The organism is Streptomyces sp. NPDC060028 (assembly GCF_042736725.1).
GTDB lineage: Bacteria > Actinomycetota > Actinomycetes > Streptomycetales > Streptomycetaceae > Streptomyces.
In genome coordinates this window covers 49,677-69,426 of sequence record NZ_JBHWVJ010000031.1, presented here as the reverse complement: position 1 = coordinate 69,426, position 19,750 = coordinate 49,677, and the positions used below count along the sequence as shown (strand labels likewise).

Sequence of the window (19,750 nt, the reverse complement as noted above, 5' to 3'; positions counted from 1 at the left end):
CAGGACACGTGCCGCCCGCCGCCGATGCGCGGGCGGAACCGGACTTCCCACCAGAGCTGAAGGGGGGAGCCCGTGTCGACGAGACGGCTTCTCGGAATGAACCGACCGGTGGGGCGCGACCCGCGCGGCTGGTCGCGCGCGCTCCTCCTCGCGCTCACCCTGGCCCTCACCGTGGCCGCGCCCGCCGCTGCGGCGCCCCCGGAACCGCGGCCCAGCGCCCGGCCCACCGCTGGCAGTCCATCGCCGTGGGACGGCGACGGGAAGTTGTCCCGAGCCGAGGTGAAGCGGCGGGTGGACGTGAGCGCGCTGCCCCGGCCCAAGCGCACCGCCGAGCCGCAGGCACGCCCCTACCTGGCTCCTCCCAGGCGGCGGGCGCCCGTGGGACCGATGCGGCAGCCGAGCCTGCCGGTCACCACGGCGCTGCTGACTCCGAAGGGCGGCACGGCGCCGAGGGCGGCGCCTTCCACGGCCGTCGTGGAGCGGCTGAAGACGTTCCCCACGCTCGGGAACGGGGACAACGACGCCGCCTCCCAGACCGCTCCCTCCGACACCAATCTCGCGGTCGGGCCCACCTACATCGTCCAGTTCGTGAACCGTGCCGGCCAGATCTACGACAAGGCCGGCCATGCGGTGGGCTCGCCCTTCGACCTGGGCACCTTCTTCGGGTTCGCTGCGGACACGGGCGGGGATCCGCGGGTGCACTACGACGCGGGGTCCGGCCGGTTCTTCGCGTCGTACGAGGGGCTACTGGCCGGCGGTGACGAGAACGACGTCGCGGTCAGTGACACCTCCGACCCCCGGGGACACTGGACCGTCTACAACATCGGCAGCAACACCTCCAACGTCCTGCAGGACCGGCCGCTCCTCGGATACACCAACGACAAGGTCACGCTGGCCTGGAACAACTTCGACCAAAGCGCGCCCGCGCCGCCGCCGTTCCTGGGCGCGGTGAACGTCGTCGTCAACAAGGCGGACCTGCTGGCCGGTGGCGCGATCAACTTCACGACGTTCGCACAGGACATGACCCTGGACGACGCCGTACCGGCCACCTCGCTGTCGGCGATCAACGACCAGCTCTCGATGAAGCATGACGGCACCAACGTGATGGTGACCACGATCACCGGCGTGCCCGGCGTCAGCGCGGTCAACCGCACGGTGAACACCATCGCCATCGGAACCGCCGACCCGCCGCCGGCGGCGGCCCAGCCGGCCGGGGGTGATGCCACGATCGAGACCAACGACGACCGTATGCTGTCGGTCGCCTGGCAGAACAACCGCCTGTGGGGCGTCTTCAACGTCAGCTGTACCCCCATCGGAGACACCGCGGTCCACGCCTGCCAACGCTTCGTCCAGGTCGCGACCGGCGGCACCCAAAGCCTGTCGACCAACCTCAACCTCGGCCTCGTGGGCGGCGACATCTACTACGGCTCGCTGACCCTGAACGACGAGGACGACCTGTTCGCGGGATTCACCGCCTCCTCGTCCACCCTGTTCGCAGGCGGGGTCGCGATCGCAGTGCCTGGCGGCAACTTCCCGGCCTCCACCTTCGGCGACTTCTACGCCGCGGGCACGCAGGCCTACACATGCGACTGCAACGGCGACCCCCGCTGGGGCGACTACTCGGGCACCGCGCGCGACCCGAGCAACCCCAAGGACGTCTGGACGGTCCAGCAGATCGGAGCCACCGGCAACACCGGGATCTTCGGCGGCGACTGGGGCACCGCGATGGACCGCGTCACGCTGTCCCCGCCCACCGTCACCGGCGTCAGCCCGAACCACGCACCCGAACTGGCCCAGTGCGTCAACACCGTGACCGTACGGGGCTCCGAATTCCCCACGAGCGGGGCCACCGTCAAATTCGGCTCCGTGGCCGCCACGAACGTGAACGTCACCGGCCCGGAGGAACTGACCGCGCAGGTGCCCCCGCAGGCACGGGGCACGGTGGACGTCACCGTGACCACCCCCGACGGCACCAGTCCGATCACCAACGCCGACAAGTTCACCTACGACCCGGACACGACCGCCCCGACCGTCTCCGCGAGCATCTCGCCCGCACCCAACGGCGCCGGCTGGAACACCACCAGCCCGGCCACCGTCAACATCAGCGCCAATGAGGGAGCCTGCGCCTCCGGCGTCCAGAAGATCACCTACAGCGCGAGCGGCGCCCAGCCGATCGCCTCCACCGTCGTGTCGGGCGCGAACGCCTCCGTCCCGGTCACGGTGAACGGCGTGACCACAGTGACGTACACCGCCACCGACAACGCCGGGAACACCTCCCCGCCGCAGACGATCACGGTCCGGCTCGACACCGCGGGTCCGACGATCACCATCGTGCGCCCGGCGGCCGGCACCTACCTGTACCGCCAGCCGGTCACCGCGTCCTACTCGTGCACGGACGCCACCTCCGGGGTGGCGAGCTGCGTCGGCACGGTCCCCAACAACAGCCCCGTCAACACCTCGACCCTTGGCTCGCACACCTTCACGGTCAACGCCAAGGACATCGCCACGAACCCGTCCACCAAGAGCGTCACCTACAACGTGGCGTACCGGATCTGCCTCCTCTACGACCCGACCCGCCCGGTCCGCCTCCTCGGTCAGGTCGTGATCAGCCTTCGGATCTGCGACGCGAACGGCAACAACCTCTCCAGCCCGAACATCACGCTGACGGCCAGCCGCATCACGGGCCCCGTCACCAGGCCGGTCACGGGCCGGTTCAACTACACCCCGCTCCTCTCCTCCTACAGCCTCCCCGTCAGCACACGGAACCTGCCGAACGGCGACTACAACCTCGAATTCACCATCAGCGGAGCGGACACCACGACCCACGTGGCCCCATTCACCCTGCGCTGAAACCCAGGCTCCCTCGCAGCGCACCGGCCCGGCCCCGCTCTCGGGGCCGGGCCGGTGCGCGTCAGGGCGACCGGCTGGAGCGGGCAGCCAGGGCAGCGAAGGTCACCATCCCGATCAGGTTGGTCCCGGCACGGAGTCGGCTCAGCGGGTGGTGCCTGCGGCCGACGCCTGTCAGTCGTCCTGCGCCTCGCCTCGGGCAATCTCCCGACCGCTTCCATCCGGACCCGCTCACGGAACACTTGCCTCTCCGCGGTCAGGCCCCCCTCCCTGCGGATACCTCATCCAACCGGCACACCGCATCGATCACCAACCGTCAGCCCCCTACGACAACCCGCCTCGCCTTCAAGCTCAGTAACTCGGCACCGGTGTCTCACCGGACGTCTCGATGCCCGCCTGACGGAAGTCGTCCAGGGTGGAGGCGATGGTCTCCGGGGCGACGCCGACCGAGTAGTCCAGGCGTACCCGGGTGCTGAATCCCGCGGCGACGGCATCCAGTGCGGTGGCGCGCACGCAGTGGTCGGTCGCGATGCCCACCACGTCGACATCCCTCACCCCGCGGGCGCGCAGCCAGTCGGCGAGGGAGGTTCCTTCGGCGTCCGCGCCTTCGAAGCCGCTCTTGGAGGCGCTGTGGGCGCCTTTGAAGAAGATGGCGTTGACCCTGCCGCCGGTGACGGTGGGGGCGAAGTTCGGATGGAACTCGCCGCCTTCGTCTCCTGCCACGCAGTGGACGGGGAAGCTGTCCTTGAAGTCCGGGTTCGAGGAGAAGTGGCTGCCCGGATCGATGTGGTGGTCGCGGGTGGCCACGATGAACTGGTAGTCACCACCCGCGCTCTGCTCCACCAACCCGGCGATCGCGGTGGCGATCTGGGCGCCTCCCGCGACAGGAACGCTGCCTCCCTCGCAGAAGTCCTTCTGCACATCAACGACGATCAAGCCTCGGCTCATCACGAACACCCCTCAGGACGACGGCAGGACGACGGAACGACCCCCGCGTTCTACCGGTCTCCTCGCCTCCGCCGGAGACATAGCGGGCTGCGCTCACCCACACGGCCGAGGACATTCACCGCAGGAACGATTCGCGCCGTCGAAGGCGATTTTCTACCTCAGGGCGGCGCCGGGACGGCTCGCAGCGCGCTGGACGGCTGCAGGCGTGATCTTCCGCTGAAGAACGCCCGGGTCGCCGGTTCAAGTGTCTCGGAAGCACGTCGAGACGATCGTGGTCGGCGCCCGACGGCGAGGGCCAGGAACAGCTCATCAAGCTCGGCCCCGGACCGTAACGAGCACAAGGATGTGGCCGCTGTTCGACCCCCGAAGGGTGCGTTGGCCGGACTCCGGGTCTCGACACAGATCAGGGCTGCGCAGCAACAGCTGCGCAGCCCTGATTCGGTAGGGCGAAGGTCAGGCCAGGTTGATGTTCTCCGCCTGGGGGCCCTTCTGGCCCTGGGTGACGTCGAACGTCACGGCCTGGCCTTCCTGGAGCTCACGGAAGCCCGAGGAGTTGATCGCCGAGTAGTGGGCGAAGACGTCCGGGCCGCCGCCCTCCTGGGCGATGAAGCCGAAGCCCTTCTCCGCGTTGAACCACTTCACAGTTCCCGTAGCCATGTTCATGCCTTCCAGTCGATGAACGCCTCCCGCTCCATGCGGAAGGCGGAGGTGATCGCCCTGGTTCCTGCGGCACAGCACAGCAAAACGCCCACGCCGAAGGTGTGGGCCAAGGGAACTTCCGAACCATGACAGCTGACACAGACGTTACACGCCCGCAACACCCCGTCACCAGAGGAAACGAGTACAGGTCACGCCTTGGGGCAGTGCGCGCAAGCCCGCCGAGGACCGGCGGGCCCGCACCAACTCAAGCCGCGACCGTCGGGTTCACTGGTTCGGCGGTTCGGCGGTTCGGCGGTTCGGCGGTTCGGCGGTTCGGCGGCGCAGCGAAATTCGGCGTTGACGCGCTGCGCTCCCTCGAGCTGGTCCTCGAGGATGACGATCCGGCAGGCGGCCTCAGTAGGGGCGCCCTGGTCGACGAGTTGCCGGGCGCGGCGGCGATCCAAAGCTGGTAGCGGGAGTAACAGCGGTGCCGAGCATGGCGGCGGCCCGGCCCGTCGTGCAGGCGGAACAGTCGTCGTCATCGAGGCACCCGAACGAGTGACCTGCTGTCACCACACCTCTCTCTGCAGCACACGGAGGGGCCCTGGTGCCATATGGCACCAGGGCCCCGAAGGAACTGCTACACCATCTGCCGGCCCTGGTACTGCGCCGGCCTACTGTGTCCGCCGACCCGACTGATACGCCGTCGGGGGTGCGGGGATCGCGGTTGCTTGACCGGAGACCACCTCACTATCGATGTCCTGCGGTACCCGGACTCAGGCTTCCGCCCGGGCGATCCTGATGGCGCCCAATTCCTCCGTTCTTCCCTCGGTGATCAACTACCTGCCAAACGGGATACTTGCGCTGCTGGTACTTCTCTTACTGCTGTACTGCGAACCGCTTTGTACTGCACGTGACCTGAACAAGCGCCACGCTTCCGGCAGCCAGCCCCGTCGCCCATCCTGCATCTGCTCTGGCTTAGAACCCCACTGCCGAACTTCCCGGTGCGCGCGCCCGCAGCCGACGCCTTCACCGAGGTGCTGCTCACTGACTTCACTGCTGAGTACTGCCAACTGCACGTAGTACGGGGTACTGCCACTGCGTTAACCGCGGTACTGCTCACGGCGCCCCCTGATCACTGCGGGCCACCCGGTCCGGCCGTCAGTCCCGTCGCCGTCCTGCAACAACCCTGGCTTCGAAACTCCACCGCCGCACCGTCCTACAGACTGCAACTACGGGTACTGCGGGTACTGCTGCATGGCAGTTCGTCTCTGCCAAGCCCTGCGCCCTCTCTGGGCTACGAGAGAAACCATAACCACGCCACCGCCTGATGTCTACTCTGGTCAACACAGATTTCCAGGTGCCCGGCCCTGAGGTAATCGGGTGCTGTCGGGTTCGGCAGCTACGGGCGAGGGCACAACGACCAGGCAGGCAAGGCCCGACACCGCCGACGGACCGTCGCTGGTGCCCGCCGGGCGGCCGGGGCTTTCCTCGAAGCCCTCGGGCACCCGGCCATCGACCCGGAGCACGCCGACACCGTGATCCTGGTCGTCTCCGACTCCTGACCAACGCCCTGCGCCATAGGGCCGGTCGATCTGGCTGATCACACGGTGGATGTTGCGAGGCGGTCGGCTACGAAGGCCGGTGCGCCTCCGGATCCGTGCTGCTGTGTACTCCGGCGCGGCGGCAGCCATGCTTCTGTCGGCCGCGGCCGCTTCGCCGGTCGCCCCCAGCCAGGTCAGGTCAGGTCAGGTCAGGTCAGGTCAACAAATCGGTGGACGCGAAAGGACGTCAGGTCGTCGGGTTCGATGCTTGCCGAGTCCACCCGGTAGCGGCCGGGGCCGAGTTCGAGAACGGTGCTGTCCGTGAGTGTCCCGACCTCGGTGCCGAAGTAGGCGGCGTCGAACATGGCGAGCTCGCCAGTGGTGCTCAGCACGGGGCCTTCCTCCCACTCGGCGGTGGGAAGCCCAGCCAGGATGACGTCAGCGACCCCTTCCTCGCTCTCCGCGTAGCACCAGCGGACGAGGGCTCGGTGCTCAGGAAGGTAGGCGGTGGTGAGAGGTTCGCCCCCGAGGACGAGCGCCTCGGCTCCGTCAGGCAGTTCGAGCACTCCAACGAGGTCCGTCACCTCGCAGGCCCGGTCGTAGTCGCCCTCCGTTCCCGACCAGTGCGACAGCGCGGCGCACGGAACCACGATGAACGGGCCGCCCTCCGTCTCCAGCCATGTCAACGACACGCCGCCTCCAGCTTCAGGATCTCAGTTCCGTCCCGACAGCGTATGTGCCGGGTCGGACAGAGCGGCCTCGTCCCGCCACAGCTGGTGCCACTGGTCGGCCGACTTCCGGCTCACCCGCAGCTGCCGCGCCACCTCCGGCGGCCTGATCTTCTGCCCGAACAGCTCCTCGCCGCCTCCATTCGCATACCTCACGCACCACGGGGTACGACCAACACCGTGGCCCCGTCAGGGACTCCGAGAAGAATCGCCCCTGCCGAGCCGAAGTCAGTAGGTGTCGGCGCCCCACACCTCGGGGCCGCCGCCTTCCCATCGGATCGGACCGTCCTCGGACAGGTCCACATCCTCCAGGCCCGCCCGGCGCAGGAACTCCGACACGTCGGCCGGGGAGTGGGCGCGGCCGAGGTCGGCGTCCACTCCCAGCGCGTGCACGGTCACTTTCCGTCCGCCGTTCGGCGACACGGGATGGACGACGATCTCTGTCTGGTCCGGCATGTATCCAGCCTGCGGGGATCCGGTCGGTCCGGCACGCTGAGCGCATGATTCCGGGCTGAGACCAGCACGGTATGGCGCAAGGGCCGATAGCGAGCGGGCCGAAGGGTGCCGGCAAGCCTCAGGGATATTCCGTCTTCCTGATCGTCTCCGCGGTTTTGGCCAGCTGGCTCTGGCGCTGGCGCTCGATGTCTTTGATCTCAGTGCCGTGCTGACGTAGCAGGTCCTGCTGGTATGCCGCCTCCACGCCGGCCCACGTCCCGACGAGCCCGGTGTTTTCCTTGCATGCCACATCGGCGAGGGCGGTGCGGATTTCCTCGGCGTCCGCCTGGGAACCGCGCAGGGCTGGGGGCTTCTCGTCGGGGCCGGCCGCGTGGGTGGCTCCTGAAGCTTCCATGCAGGCTGCCCAGGCATCTATGACGCGGGTGGTGCGGGGGTCCCGGCGACCCAGCTCGAAGGACTCGAAGTCCAGGCCGCGGAGCAGCTCGGCATCGACCGGATAACTGGTGGTTCCGGTGATCTGCACGGCCGCCCAGCCGTTGCATCCCTCGGCGGCGGGGTCGCAGATGCCGATGCCGGCGCCGGCGGGCTGTGATAGCCGTACCGCTCGGCTTCCTGCCGTGCGAGGGTCCCGTAACGGTGTGCCGCGCGCGGGGGCCACGGGACACGGGCGCGGCCGCTCCGGCGAGCATCGGCACCTTCGCACGATCCATGCACTGGCGGGTCAGGATGTCCAGTGCCCTGTGCAGCCGGTGCGGGCGTGGCAAGAGCTCCACCGGACCCAAGGCCGGAAGAAGAAGACCGCGCAATTGGCAGCCGAAACGCAGTGGAGCGTGCGACACCTCCAGCGGCGGTTCCAGAAGCAGGTCGGACGCTCATCCGCCGAGATCGCCCGGATCCTGCGATTCACCCATGCCCTTCGGCTCCGGATGTCGGGCACGTCCTGCGGGACGTGGTGACGTCGGGTCCCTCCGCTACACCCGGGTCGACAACGACCTCGTCGCCCCTCACGCCGCCGCGGGCCGTATCCGGCCGGTCACTCACCCGGTTGGGGGAGGGAGATCGTTCCGGCGGCCGACGCCACTCCGCCGCGGTCGATGCGACGTTCAGAACATGACCGGTGCTGAACGGACGATGAAGGCGCTCTGGAGCGCTTGGTGGCAGCGATGGCCGCGCTGGGTGGCCTGGGCGACGATGCTGTGGGCGGTGCTGTATGCGGGCTTCGGCCTGGCGTGCGCGCTGAGCGGGACCTCCTTGTTTTACCGCGGCGGTGGCTCAGGGACTTCCGGGCTGGGGTGGGCGGTCGTGGCGGTGGGTGCGCTGGGGACGTTGGCCAGCGCAGCGGTGGTGCTGTTCGGGCCGCTGCCACCGTTGCGGGTGCTGCTCTGGGTGGTGTGCGGGCTGGCAGGGATCACCGCGTTCAGCCTGCTGATGGATGTGATCACGCTGGTGCTCGGTCAGGGAGTGGACAGCCGGGCCGCCGCTGCGAACAAGGCCCTCGCGGCGGTCGGGGCGGTCCTGCTCGCGGCCACGGCCCGGTCCGGCCGCCTGCCCGCTCGTACTGCTGCTGTACGGGCGCCGTCCGCTGCACCGCGGCGCCTGCAACTCGCCGCCTGGGCGGGGACGCTGGCCTTTGTCCCGTACGCGGCGATGAAGCTGGTCTGGGCTGCCGGCGGGACGTTCGCGGGGATCACCGGGGAGGAGATGCTCGCGGTCTCGGAGCGCAACGGCGCCTCGGGGATCTTCCTCACCCTGGAGTCCTGGGGCCTGGACCCCACCGCGCTGTTGGCCGTGCTCGGCGTTTTCCTGCTCTGGGGCCTGGTCCGCCCGTGGGGGCAGGTCTTCCCGCGCTGGACGCTGTTCCTGCGCGGCCGACGGGTGCCGCGCTGGCTCCCGCTCGCCCCGGCTCTGCTCGGCGCCGCCACGCTCGCCCCGTACGGCGTTGCGGGGGTCGGATACCTGGCCCTGGCCACGGTCGGCGTGGTGACGCTGCGGCGCGGCGACTTCCACTCCTCGGGCGACGCGCTGCTCGTCGGCTGGATCGGGATAACCGCCTTCGCCGTTTACGGCATCGCCCTGACCATCGCGGCCCGCTCGTACTGGCTTCGGACGCGTCCCGCCTGCCCAAGCGGCGTCTCACGGCAGCAAACCGGTCACAATACGGCAGCCATGATCAGCATCGACGGAACACGCGACCCGGCATGATCGGCCCCCTCCTCCCCCTCCTCCTCGGCTGACGCTCAAGCCAGTGCCACCAGCACACCCATTCACACACGCTGTATCGGCGTATCGGCGCCGGTGGGGTGAACGTGTACCTCGGATGGCGGCGGACACCAGTGGCAGCGGTGGCAGTCCGCCGGATCGCACCCAAGACTCGTCGCCGGAGACGAGTACGAACGAAGGGCAGCAGCCGATGCCGCAAGCCGAGGAGGAAGGCGTCACTGCGCGCCCGATCGGTACGGGGGATCAGCATCGGAGCAGAGCCGGACGCCTGCGGACTGCGATCAGGCGGACCAATCTGCTACCAGCATTCTTGGTGCTCACGGTCATGATGGTGGCCCTGTGGCTCATGGGTATGCCGTTTCTACAAGCTCTGACGATTTCGACCGCAGTGAAGATCGCGGTGGCTCTGCTCGAACTCCGTCGGCTGCCCGACCCTCCCGACAGCTGACGCCGATCCGGCAGTTGCCGATCTTGCCCAGGGTCCCCGAGTACTGCCGGGCCACCGGGCCGCCCGGGCGAAGCCACTGGTCCGTGCGGATCTGGGCCATGGCGTCGCAGTAGAAGTCGGACGCCTTCCGGGCGGCCTCGGCCGGGCGGGTCCCTTCCCACCGCATCGACGCGAGCGGTTGGAGACGCCGGCCGAGGACGAGGTGCTGTGGCCGGGCGAGGGTGCCCGCGATCGAGCGGACCTCCCGGGCTGGTGGCCGTCGGGGCCTGCCGGCTGTGGTGCGTCAGCCGCGCTTCGGGATGGGCACAACGCGTGGGACGTCTCGTCACGTACGAGACGTCCCACCAGAGGCTCACGCCGGGCGGTGTGGCGGTTCGCCACCGTCGGAACCGGAGCAGACGTTACGCGGTGACGAGCCGGCGGCCGGGCACGGCGGCCCGTCGGCGGCGGTGGTAGTCGATGGTGACGACCGCCAGCAGGGGGCCCCAGGCCACCAGGGGCATGTAGCAGGCCGTCATCACCCAATACGCCACTCCCGTCGGAGAACCGGGGGCTCCCATGTTCCCCGGGTTGTTCCAGCCGATGGCCCCCATGACTCCCAGCAGGGTGAGCACGGCGGCCCCCAGACCGGCCGGGATCACGGCGGCGAGCGGCGAGACGCGCCTGCCACCGATCAGCGGTAGCCAGCGCGGGGCGACTTCGCCCCAGCGCTGCACGAGCCCCAGGGTGAGAAATCCCAGCATCTCGGCGAACACGCTCAGGCCGATCATGTAAAGCGAGAACCCGCTGCCGAACCTGACGTCTGCCAGCTGGTCTTCCCCGGAGAAGCCGAGCGGCACTCCGAACGCTCCCGCGATCCGCCACAGACCCGTGGGCACCGGGGCGAGCGCGGCGAGACGGGCGAGCCGCACCACTCGGCGGCTCGGCTCGTACTCCATGGCCGCTCTCATTCGTTGTTCCCCGAGTTCTCCGAGTTTTCCACGTTCCCCGAGTTCTCCGAGTTCTCCGACGGGTTCGCCGGGAGCACGTGCTCGACCTTGAAGTCGCCGCTCTCGACGGTCTCGTACGGTGCGGCGCTCAGGCACTTGGGCACTTCCAACCCGTCGAAGCCGGCCACGGCCCAGCTGTAACCGACCCGGTCCTTCTTCCCGTCGCCCTTCCCGTCGTAGACGGTGAAGCCGACGCGCTTGCCGACCGCGTCTGCGGGCAGGTCGGAGCGCGTGATGACGCCGGTGGCGGTCGCGACCGGACCGCCGGTCAGCAGGCAGTCGATACGGCCTTCGGCGTACGCGCCCTGCTTCCCGTCGGCGGAGTAGTGGCTGAACCGGAAGGTGCCGCGCGAGGTGCCGGCCGGGGCGTCCGGCTCGTCGGGCTCGGCCGGGGCGAAGCCGTGTGCGTCGAAGGAGAAGCGGACTTGCTGGCCGTCCGCCCGGTACATCTTGGCGGAGCCGGTGAGACTCGATTCCTTCGGCGCCTTCTTCGCCTCACCCGAGACAGAGGCGGAGGCGGAGGCCGAGGCGGAGGCGGAACCCGGGCCGGAGGCGGAAGCGGAAACGGCGAGGCCGCCGATGACCGCCAGTGCGGTGATGCCCACGACGGACGTGCGGAGGGTGGTACTGCGTAGCATGGTGAACTCCTTGACCCCGGCGGCCGGTTGAGCCGCTGTTCGGTGTGGCATCAGCCTCCGCCACCAGGACGGTCCGCGACCATCGGCCGATGGGGAGATCCGCTCCGGGGCCCGACGGATCCTCTATGCCGTTCGGCAGAGGCCACCGGCCCGGACAGCCCCTAAAGTCGTGGGCGTGAAGATCATGGGCATGGCACACCGGGATCGTGCCGTCGTCAGTGTCGTGACCGCCGCCTGCTGTGTCGCCACGCTCTTCCTGGGCGTACGGCCGGTGCCGGCGCTCGCGGCTGTCGGAGTCGCCCTCGGCACCTTCGGCTGTTGGCCGCGCTCGCGCGCATGGACCGGAGCCGCCACGGGCGCCACCGGCGTACTGCTCCTGGTGGCCACGTTCGCCTGGCCCGGGCGCGGCACGACCGAGGGATCGGTGTGGCACATGGTTGCCGTAGGAGCGGTGTTGCTGCTGCTGACGGCGGCGGTGCGCTGGTCGCCCCGGCGCCAGCTCCTGGCGGGCGGCGGGCTCGGCGCCGTGGCCGTCGCCGTATGGACCGTCCCGCTCGTACCGGACGCCTCCTTCTTCGAGTGCCTCGGCCTGGTGTCCTTCTGGTCGGCTCCGATCGTCGGCTCGGCCGTCGTCGGCGGTTATCCCCGCCTGATGGAGGACCGCCGCCGACAGGCGGTCCTCGCCGCCCGTCGCGCCCAGCAGCTCGAACTCGCCCATGATCTGCACGACTTCGTCGCCCACGACGTGAGCGGCATCGTCGTGCAGGCCCAGGCGGCCCGGTTCGTGGCCCAGCACGATCCGGCGGCGGCGACCCAGGCTCTGGAGCGGATCGAACGGGCCGGGCTCGCGGCACTGGCCTCGATCGACCGTACGGTCCGGATGCTGCACGCGGCCGAGAGGCACACCGACGGAAACGGCAGCAGCGGCGCCCCGACCGGAGACGAGGCCGCAGGTGGCGCCCGTACGGTGCTGCCCGGCATCGACCAACTCGGCGAAGTGGTGGACCGGTTCAGCGAAACGGGACAGATACGGGCCCGCCTCGATCTGACTCCGGGCGTCACCGATGCGCTCGCCCGCGAGGGGGCTGCCACGGTTCACCGGGTCGTGGTGGAGGCGCTCACCAATGTCCGCCGGCACGCGCCGGGAGCGGCCGGTGTACGAGTCGCGCTCAGCACGGACCGCACGACCGTCAAGGTCAGCGTGACCAACGACGGGGGCCGCGGCCGCTCTTCGCACCTGTCCGTGCTCCCCCGCCTCGATCGGGGTGCCAGGGGCGGCGGCGGACTGCTCGCGCTGGCCGAGCGCGTCCGCACCTGCGGCGGCACCTTCGCCTCTGGCCCGTACCAGGACGGCTGGCGCGTGACCGCGACCCTCCCCGCCACCGGATCGGGGGCCACGGCATCATGATCCCGTGACCACTCGCATCCTGATAGCCGACGACCAGGAAGACGTACGCAACGGCTTCCGGCTCATCCTCGACTCGCAGCCCGACATGACCGTCGTCGGGGAGGCCGCCGACGGCGCGGAAGCGGTCGAACTCGCCCGCACGCTGCGGCCCGACGTCGTACTCGCCGACATCCGGATGCCGCGCCTGGACGGCCTGGAGGTGACCCGGCTACTGGCGGGCCCGACCGCCGAACACCCCGTCCGCGTCGTCGTCGTCACGACGTTCGACCTCGACGACTACGTGCACACCGCACTGCGCAACGGCGCCTGCGGCTTCCTTCTGAAGCGGTCGGGTCCCAACCTCCTGATCGAGGGCGTACGGGCGGCGATGGCCGGGGACACCCTGATCAGCCCGCAGCTCACGGTCCGGCTGCTGCGCAGCCTGTCCGCGCCGCAGCCCGTTCCGCAGCCCCGACCGCAGCCGCATACCGCAGCCGAGGACCCCCTGACCGCGCGGGAGCGTGAGATCGCCCTGCTCGTCGCGCGCGGACTGACCAACGCCGAGGTCGGCGCCGAACTGTTCATCTCGCCGGGCACCGCCAAGACCCATGTCGCCAACATCCAGGCGAAGCTGGCGGTGCGCAACCGGGTGGGTATCGCCGCGTGGGCCTGGGAGACCGGCCTGGCGAGCGGCACCTCTGACACCGCACAGACGCGGACCCCAGGGACCTGAGGCGTACCCGACAGTTCGGCCCGATCCACCGACGACCTGCGCACGCCGCTTCATGAGCCGTCGGCGGCCTTGCGCAGCTGGTACCGCTTCCCGGAATCCGGGTGACCGATGTGCTGGTAGATCCAAGGCTTGCGGTGGGTGCCGCCGACGCTCCACGCCGGCCAGGAACACCCCGGGACGTGGATGCGGACCTCCTGGGTCCGGACGTTGTGCCCGGGCTCGTAGGACCAGGTGCCGGGGCCCGTGCATTGGTGTGACGCGGCGCTGGGGTCGTCGTCGGGGTCGTGTACGCCGACGCCGGAGGCCGTGACCCGGCCGTCGGAGGTGAAGACCAGCGAGCCGCCCCGGTGGTCGACCCAGCTGCCGGCCACGGTCGCCGCACCGATCGCCGGCGGCTCGTACGCGGGCAGCAGACCGGCGGTGAGCCCGAGTGCGCCCAGGAGGCCCGTTCCCGCCACCACCGCCGGGCCCTACAAGACCACCCGCCGCACCAGCCCCGTGTGCCGGGGCCGGGCAACCAGGCCGCCCACCGAGAGCGCGGCCGTGGCCTCCGCCCAGAAGACGAGCACGGGCCGTGCCTCCACGCGGTTGTACGCGGCGAAGGCCCAGATCGGCGGTGCCACCAGGGCCGCCACCGTCAGCGGCACCCACCACCACGACTCGCGGCCGCCGATCCGGCGACCGAGCAGGTCGGCCAGCGCCACCGCCGGCAGCACGAAGACCAGGGACAGGAAGAACGCGATCACGCCGACGAGCATGCCGAAGGAGAGCAGGCCCGCCGCCGGCGCGGCGTGATCGACCGGGGTGTCCGGTGGCGGCTGCGTCCGGACGTACAGGAGGACCACCACGACGGCGAGCGCGACCTCCAGGCAACCCACCAGCACCGAGACCAGCAGTATCCGGCCGTACGACCGCTTCTCGTGCACGGCCAACCCCCTTCGTGGCACGGCGAAATGAACGCCTCCGCCCGGCCGGCGGCGTGAATCCATTCTGCCAGCCTGACTGAACGCGTTCAATTGATTCTTCCCGCCGGGCCCGCGGGGCGTTCTCCCCAGGGGTCAGTGGGCCGGATTGTTTCAGTGGTCGGCGACAGATCGCGCCCCCGTCAACACCCTTGCGCGGTGGCGTGCAGGGTGCCGAGGAGGGTGAGGGCCTGGGCGCTGGGGGTGGCGGGTTCGGCCTGGTAGACGACCAGTTGCTGGCCCGGTGCGTCGCGTACGTCGAAGGCCTGGTAAGTGAGGGTCAGGGGGCCGACGTCCGGGTGGAGGAAGTGTTTGACGTCCAAGGTCTTGCCCCGCACGGCGTGGGTGTTCCACAGGCGGGTGAAGTCCGCGCTGTGGCCGGTGAGGTCGCGGACGAGGCTGCGTAGGCGCGGATGGTCAGGATCGAGACCGGCTGCCTGGCGCAGGTGGCCCACGACGGCTTGCGCCGTGTGGAGCCACCGGGTGTGGAACCGCCGGGCCGCCGGGTCGAGGAAGACCATGCGGGCGAGGTTGTCCGCCGGCTCGAAGGGCGAGTACAGGGCTTCGGCAAGGGAGTTTGCCGCGAGGACGTCCAGGGCCCGGTTGATGACGAACGCCGGGGCGCCTGGGTAGCCGTCCAGCAGTCGGCGCAGGCCGAGACCGATCTGGTCCGGGGCGGCGGGCGTGAGCGCAACGGGCGGTGTCGTTCCGGCCAGTTGGTGCAGGTGCGCGTAGGCGTCGGGGTCCAGGCGCAAGGCCCGGCCGAGGGCGTCGAGCACCTGGGCCGAGGGGTGGCGTTCGCGGCCCTGTTCCAGGCGCGTGTAGTAGTCCGCGTTCACACCGGCCAGGACCGCGACCTCTTCCCGGCGCAGTCCGGCGACCCTGCGCACGCCGTGGCCGGGCATGCCGACGTCTTGGGGGCGTACGCCCGCTCGGCGGGCGCGGAGGAATTCTCCCAGCTGGTTGTCGGGCATGCCGTCAGGCTAGGCGATGGCGACGAGGTGCTGCCTGGGTGCCGTGCACCCAGGCAGCACCCGTCCTGGTCAGTGCGCCACGGTCTGGCCAGACTCGGTGGTGCGAGCGGGAACGAACTCTCCTGGTCCCGCCGACTTTTACCCCTACTCCGCCGATGGGAAGAACAGCAATGACAGACGCAGCCAAGGTCGTGGCGATCACCGGAGCGAGCAGCGGCATCGGGGACGCGACCGCCCGCCGGCTCGCCGCCGACGGGCACCATGTGTTCCTCGGCGCGCGCCGCACCGACCGTCTCGACGCGCTCACGCGCGAGATCACCGCCTCTGGCGGTACGGCGGCGTTCCGCCGGCTGGACGTCACGGACGCCGCCGACGTGAACGCCTTCGTGGCCGCCGCCCGCGAGCGCTACGGCCGGGTGGACGTGCTGGTCAACAATGCGGGCGTGATGCCGCTCTCGCCGCTGGACGCACTGAGGGTCGACGAGTGGGACCGGACGATCGACGTGAACGTGCGGGGTGTCCTGCACGGGATCGCCGCCGCCCTGCCCTTGATGCGCGCCCAGGGCGGCGGGCACTTCGTGAACATCGCCTCCGTCGGCGCGTACGAGGTCTCTCCGACGGCCGCCGTCTACTGCGCCAGCAAGTTCGCCGTCCGCGCGATCTCCGAGGGACTGCGCCAGGAGTCCCCGGACGGCAGTATTCGCGTCACGCTCGTCTCCCCCGGCGTGACCGAGTCCGAACTCGCCGACGGCATCGGCGACCCCGCTGCCAGGGAAACCATGAAGGCCTACCGGGCTGTGGCGCTGCCCGCCTCCGCCATCGCCGAGGCCATCGCGTACGCGATTTCCCAGCCGGCGCAGGTCGACGTCAACGAGATCGTGGTCCGGCCCGCCGCGAGTGCCCAATGACCCGCCACCCCTTCGCGAAAGGCAATGACATGACCCATGTGCCCTACACCATCGACGTCGACGACGATCTGTCCCGCAGATTGCGGGCCCTGGAGGACAAGGAAGCGTTGCGCGCACTCATTATGCGCGGATGGCGGGCGCTGGACCGCAAGGACTGGCCGGCCTGGTCCGGCTGCTGGGCCGAGGACGCGGTGCTGGAGTTCGGGCCGTGGGGGACGATCCGCGGGAGGGAGGCGATCAGGGCCAGGGTGGAAGAGGCGGAAGCAACCTACCCGACCATGCAGCACCACATCCTCAACACGCACTTCGAGGTGGCGGGCGACCAGGCCACCGGAATCGGCTACATGTGGTTCGTGACCGATCCCGCGCCCGGGACGGCCGCCTCCCCCTACGCCATGGGCGGGCCGTACGACTGGGAGTTCCGCCGGGAGGGGAGGAGCTGGGTCCTGGTCCGCCAGGGACTGGGCGTCTGGTGGACCGAGGGCGAGGACCCTCTGGGGTCCGTCTTCGGAGACCATTCGGGTGATGGATCGGGGCGGGGGCACACGCAGCCCTGAACCCGCCCCGGAGTCGTGCAGCGCTGCGGACCAGTACGCCTGCGCATCGGGAGCCAGGCCACCACCACACGCCGATCGAACACCGGACCCCCGTCTGCGTGCCTCCCGAGCACGGCCCAGGTGGAGTACCACGCCGGATTCTCCTCGCGCCCCGGACGCGCGGCAACCTTTTCGCCTGTGGTGGCAACTGGCTGGTGTACACCCACCATCCACCCACCAGGACAGTGAGCAATGCGAACCACTCAGCACAACGCACGACACCGCAGGCGCAGACTCGGTCTGACCGTGGGCATCCCGTTGGCAACGGCCACCGCAGTGGGCGTGTCGTACGGCGGGGCCTTCGGGGTGTTCGGTGAGGACGCCCGGCCGAAGGCCGAGGCGGCCACCGCCACCCCGGCGTGGGCCCGGGAGGTCGCGGACGGCTTCGCCTCGGTGAACGCGCTGGGGCAGAACGGCACCTACGGCGGGCGGGACGGCGCGATCGTCACCGTGAAGAACCTTGCCGACCTGGAGAAGTACGCGACCGCCTCGAAGCCGTACGTCATCGTCGTGGCGGGGACGATCACCATGACCCCCAAGGGCAAGGAGATCAAGGTCGCCTCGGACAAGACCATCGTGGGCTCGGGCACCTCGGGCCAGATCGTCGGCGGGGGGTTCTTCCTGGGAGAGGGCGTACACAACGTGATCATCAGGAACCTGACGATCCGTGACTCGTACGCCGGCACGTGGAACGACAAGGACCACGACTGGGACGCCATCCAGATGGACGGCGCCCACCACGTGTGGATCGACCACAACAACCTGCGGAACATGGCCGACGGACTGATCGACAGCCGCAAGGACACCACGTCCCTGACGGTGTCCTGGAACCAGCTGAAGAACGACAACAAAGCTTTCGGTATCGGCTGGACCGATCATGTCACCGCCGACATCACGATCCATCACAACTGGTTCCACGAGACCGAGCAGCGCAATCCGTCCACCGACAACGTGGCGCACGCGCACCTGTACAACAACTTCCTGCAGGACGACCCGGATTCGTCCATCACGTCCTCGTACGGCAACTACGCGCGTGGCGGGACGAAGATGGTGCTCGAGAACAGTTACTTCGAGGGGTTCGACAACCCGGTCACCAAGGACAGCACCGCCGCCCTCGTGCAGCGCGGCAACGTCTTCGTCAACACCACCGGCCGCAACGAGAGCGGCGGCACGGCCTTCGACCCGAAGACGTACTACAGCTACACCCTCGACCCGACCGCCGATGTCCCCTCGAAGGTGAAGTCCGGCGCCGGCCCCCGCGCCGCCATCGGCACGGCGGCCTCCGCCGCTCCCGCCACTGCCACCCTCAGCGTAGCCAAGGACGGCTCCGGCCGGTACAAGACCATCCAAGCCGCCGTCGACGCCGTACCGGCGAACAACACCTCACGGGTCGTCATCACCGTCAAGCCCGGCGCCTACCGGGAAATGGTCAGGATCCCGTCGAACAAACCGCACGTCACCCTGCAGGGCACCGGCGGCAGCCGCAAGGACACGGTCATCGTGTACGGCAACGCCTCCGGAACCCCCAAACCGGGCGGCTCGGGCACCTACGGCACCTCCGGCAGCGCAACCGTCGCGGTCGAGGCCGACGACTTCCAGGCCCGCAACCTCACCGTCTCCAACGACTTCGACGAGAAGGCCAACCCCAACGTGAGCGCACAGGCGGTCGCGCTGCGCACCGCCGCGGACAAGGTCCTCCTCGACAGTGTGATCATCACGGGCGACCAGGACACCCTTCAGCTGGACAGCGCCACGCGTGCGAAGCCCGGCCGGGTCTACATGACGAACTCCTACGTCGTCGGTACCGTCGACTTCATCTTCGGCAGTGCCACCGCCGCGATCGACCGCTCGGTGATCACCCTCAAGAAGCGCTGGGACGGAACCTCGGGAGGCTGCGTCACGGCGCCCAGCACCCCCGCCGGCCGCAAGGGCTTCCTGATCAGCAACAGCACGTTCAACGGCGATGTCGCTCCTGGGAGTTTCGCCCTCGGCCGGCCGTGGCACGCGGGCGGCGACGCATCGCTCGACCCGCAGACCACCGTGCGCAACTCCACGCTCGGCAGCGGCATCGGCGCCGCCCCGTGGTCCGACATGGGCGGCTTCTCCTGGAAGGACGACCGCTTCGCGGAGTACAAGAACACCGGCCCGGGCGCCGGCACCCCGAGCGGCAACCGCCCGCAACTGCGCGACGACCAGGCCTCCGGCCAGGAGGTCGGCGACTGGCTGGGCGACTGGACCCCCGGCTCCTAGGTCCGTCTTTGAAGTGTTGCGCCCTGACCGGGAGTGACGCGACCGTGACCGCCACTTCGTAGGAGGTGGCGGTCCGTCGTGCCGTTGACCCGGTGCCACGCGGTTCGCCGGCCCGGTCCTGCGCCGCGGGGAGGCCGACGAAACCAGACCGTCGACGGACGCCAGGTGCGAGGGGGAGGCGTGGACCGGCCCCGGGCCGCGGCCGTGCTGCCGACCAGGTGCAGGCTTTACCGCCACCCTCATTACACGATCACCCGACAACTAATCAGTACGGGTTGAATTTCTGCCGGACCCCATGACGTTGACATGATGCACTGTCATATTCGTCCCAGATTGCCCCGCTCGTCTCATTGCACCCCTCAGGGAAGGCAGGAACATGGGCAGTTTCAGGTACGGAACCACGGCGTCGGCCATCGCGCTGGCCGCCTTGGGATCGCTCGCGGCCGCGGGAGGCACGGCTCACGCGGAAGCGGGTCAGGACAC

General features: G+C 69.6%; 19 protein-coding genes and 1 pseudogene. 8 read left to right on the top strand and 12 right to left on the bottom strand.

Features of this window, described 5'->3' with window-relative positions:
* The first annotated feature begins 96 nt into the window (after nucleotides 1-96).
* Nucleotides 97-2,850, top strand: coding sequence for an IPT/TIG domain-containing protein (locus tag ACFWBF_RS17790; RefSeq protein WP_385602173.1), 2,754 nt, complete (start codon nucleotides 97-99; stop codon nucleotides 2,848-2,850).
* 348 nt (nucleotides 2,851-3,198) lie between these two features.
* Here ACFWBF_RS17790 and ACFWBF_RS17785 read toward each other — a convergent pair whose 3' ends face one another.
* The 7 genes and pseudogenes from ACFWBF_RS17785 to ACFWBF_RS17755 all read right to left on the bottom strand — a co-directional run bounded on the left by ACFWBF_RS17785 (nucleotide 3,199) and on the right by ACFWBF_RS17755 (nucleotide 7,685).
* A complete protein-coding gene (locus ACFWBF_RS17785) occupies nucleotides 3,199-3,795 on the bottom strand; it encodes an isochorismatase family protein (protein ID WP_385602170.1) in 597 nt (198 codons plus the stop codon).
* Nucleotides 3,796-4,248: 453 nt separating this feature from the next.
* Complete coding sequence (locus ACFWBF_RS17780) at nucleotides 4,249-4,452, bottom strand: cold-shock protein (protein WP_385236569.1); 204 nt, start codon at nucleotides 4,450-4,452, stop codon at nucleotides 4,249-4,251.
* A gap of 305 nt (nucleotides 4,453-4,757) precedes the next feature.
* A pseudogene (locus tag ACFWBF_RS17775) lies at nucleotides 4,758-5,007 on the bottom strand (MerR family transcriptional regulator); the annotation flags it as partial.
* Between the two features lie 1,180 nt (nucleotides 5,008-6,187).
* Nucleotides 6,188-6,670: an Imm21 family immunity protein gene (locus ACFWBF_RS17770; RefSeq protein WP_385602167.1), complete on the bottom strand. Its 483-nt coding sequence runs from the start codon at nucleotides 6,668-6,670 to the stop codon at nucleotides 6,188-6,190.
* A gap of 21 nt (nucleotides 6,671-6,691) precedes the next feature.
* Nucleotides 6,692-6,862, bottom strand: coding sequence for a hypothetical protein (locus tag ACFWBF_RS17765; RefSeq protein WP_385602164.1), 171 nt, complete (start codon nucleotides 6,860-6,862; stop codon nucleotides 6,692-6,694).
* Between the two features lie 72 nt (nucleotides 6,863-6,934).
* On the bottom strand, nucleotides 6,935-7,162 hold the full coding sequence (locus tag ACFWBF_RS17760) for a hypothetical protein (RefSeq protein ID WP_385602161.1): 228 nt from the start codon (nucleotides 7,160-7,162) through the stop codon (nucleotides 6,935-6,937).
* 118 nt (nucleotides 7,163-7,280) lie between these two features.
* Nucleotides 7,281-7,685: a hypothetical protein gene (locus ACFWBF_RS17755; protein WP_385602158.1), complete on the bottom strand. Its 405-nt coding sequence runs from the start codon at nucleotides 7,683-7,685 to the stop codon at nucleotides 7,281-7,283.
* A gap of 587 nt (nucleotides 7,686-8,272) precedes the next feature.
* Here ACFWBF_RS17755 and ACFWBF_RS17750 point away from each other — a divergent pair.
* Both ACFWBF_RS17750 and ACFWBF_RS17745 read left to right on the top strand, forming a co-directional pair.
* Nucleotides 8,273-9,364, top strand: a complete 1,092-nt coding sequence (locus ACFWBF_RS17750) for a hypothetical protein (protein ID WP_385602155.1) — start codon at nucleotides 8,273-8,275, stop codon at nucleotides 9,362-9,364.
* 115 nt (nucleotides 9,365-9,479) lie between these two features.
* A complete protein-coding gene (locus ACFWBF_RS17745) occupies nucleotides 9,480-9,830 on the top strand; it encodes a hypothetical protein (protein ID WP_385602152.1) in 351 nt (116 codons plus the stop codon).
* A 401-nt stretch (nucleotides 9,831-10,231) separates the two neighbouring features.
* On the opposite strand, the gene ACFWBF_RS17740 is transcribed toward ACFWBF_RS17745, so the two are convergent.
* Both ACFWBF_RS17740 and ACFWBF_RS17735 read right to left on the bottom strand, forming a co-directional pair.
* Nucleotides 10,232-10,768, bottom strand: coding sequence for a hypothetical protein (locus tag ACFWBF_RS17740; protein ID WP_385602149.1), 537 nt, complete (start codon nucleotides 10,766-10,768; stop codon nucleotides 10,232-10,234).
* Nucleotides 10,769-10,776: 8 nt separating this feature from the next.
* Nucleotides 10,777-11,457, bottom strand: coding sequence for a hypothetical protein (locus ACFWBF_RS17735; protein ID WP_385602146.1), 681 nt, complete (start codon nucleotides 11,455-11,457; stop codon nucleotides 10,777-10,779).
* A gap of 190 nt (nucleotides 11,458-11,647) precedes the next feature.
* On the opposite strand from ACFWBF_RS17735, the gene ACFWBF_RS17730 reads away from it, so the two are divergent.
* Together ACFWBF_RS17730 and ACFWBF_RS17725 are read left to right on the top strand one after the other, a co-directional pair.
* Nucleotides 11,648-12,865, top strand: a complete 1,218-nt coding sequence (locus ACFWBF_RS17730) for a sensor histidine kinase (RefSeq protein WP_385602144.1) — start codon at nucleotides 11,648-11,650, stop codon at nucleotides 12,863-12,865.
* Nucleotides 12,866-12,869: 4 nt separating this feature from the next.
* Nucleotides 12,870-13,577 (top strand): response regulator, encoded by a 708-nt coding sequence (locus tag ACFWBF_RS17725; RefSeq protein ID WP_385602141.1) that lies wholly within the window; start codon nucleotides 12,870-12,872, stop codon nucleotides 13,575-13,577.
* Nucleotides 13,578-13,627: 50 nt separating this feature from the next.
* On the opposite strand, the gene ACFWBF_RS17720 is transcribed toward ACFWBF_RS17725, so the two are convergent.
* The 3 genes from ACFWBF_RS17720 to ACFWBF_RS17710 all read right to left on the bottom strand — a co-directional run bounded on the left by ACFWBF_RS17720 (nucleotide 13,628) and on the right by ACFWBF_RS17710 (nucleotide 15,513).
* A complete protein-coding gene (locus tag ACFWBF_RS17720; protein ID WP_385602138.1) occupies nucleotides 13,628-14,038 on the bottom strand; it encodes a hypothetical protein in 411 nt (136 codons plus the stop codon).
* 9 nt (nucleotides 14,039-14,047) lie between these two features.
* A complete protein-coding gene (locus ACFWBF_RS17715; protein WP_385602135.1) occupies nucleotides 14,048-14,503 on the bottom strand; it encodes a hypothetical protein in 456 nt (151 codons plus the stop codon).
* 179 nt (nucleotides 14,504-14,682) lie between these two features.
* The gene (locus tag ACFWBF_RS17710) at nucleotides 14,683-15,513 is read right to left on the bottom strand and encodes a helix-turn-helix transcriptional regulator (protein ID WP_385602132.1); all 831 of its coding nucleotides are present in this window, start codon (nucleotides 15,511-15,513) and stop codon (nucleotides 14,683-14,685) included.
* A 170-nt stretch (nucleotides 15,514-15,683) separates the two neighbouring features.
* Here ACFWBF_RS17710 and ACFWBF_RS17705 point away from each other — a divergent pair, with 170 nt between their 5' ends.
* From ACFWBF_RS17705 to ACFWBF_RS17695, 3 genes are all read left to right on the top strand, one after another.
* Complete coding sequence (locus tag ACFWBF_RS17705) at nucleotides 15,684-16,421, top strand: SDR family oxidoreductase (protein WP_385602130.1); 738 nt, start codon at nucleotides 15,684-15,686, stop codon at nucleotides 16,419-16,421.
* A gap of 29 nt (nucleotides 16,422-16,450) precedes the next feature.
* Nucleotides 16,451-16,978, top strand: coding sequence for a nuclear transport factor 2 family protein (locus ACFWBF_RS17700; protein ID WP_385602127.1), 528 nt, complete (start codon nucleotides 16,451-16,453; stop codon nucleotides 16,976-16,978).
* A 231-nt stretch (nucleotides 16,979-17,209) separates the two neighbouring features.
* Nucleotides 17,210-19,267: a pectinesterase family protein gene (locus ACFWBF_RS17695; protein ID WP_385602124.1), complete on the top strand. Its 2,058-nt coding sequence runs from the start codon at nucleotides 17,210-17,212 to the stop codon at nucleotides 19,265-19,267.
* Nucleotides 19,268-19,750: the final 483 nt, after the last annotated feature.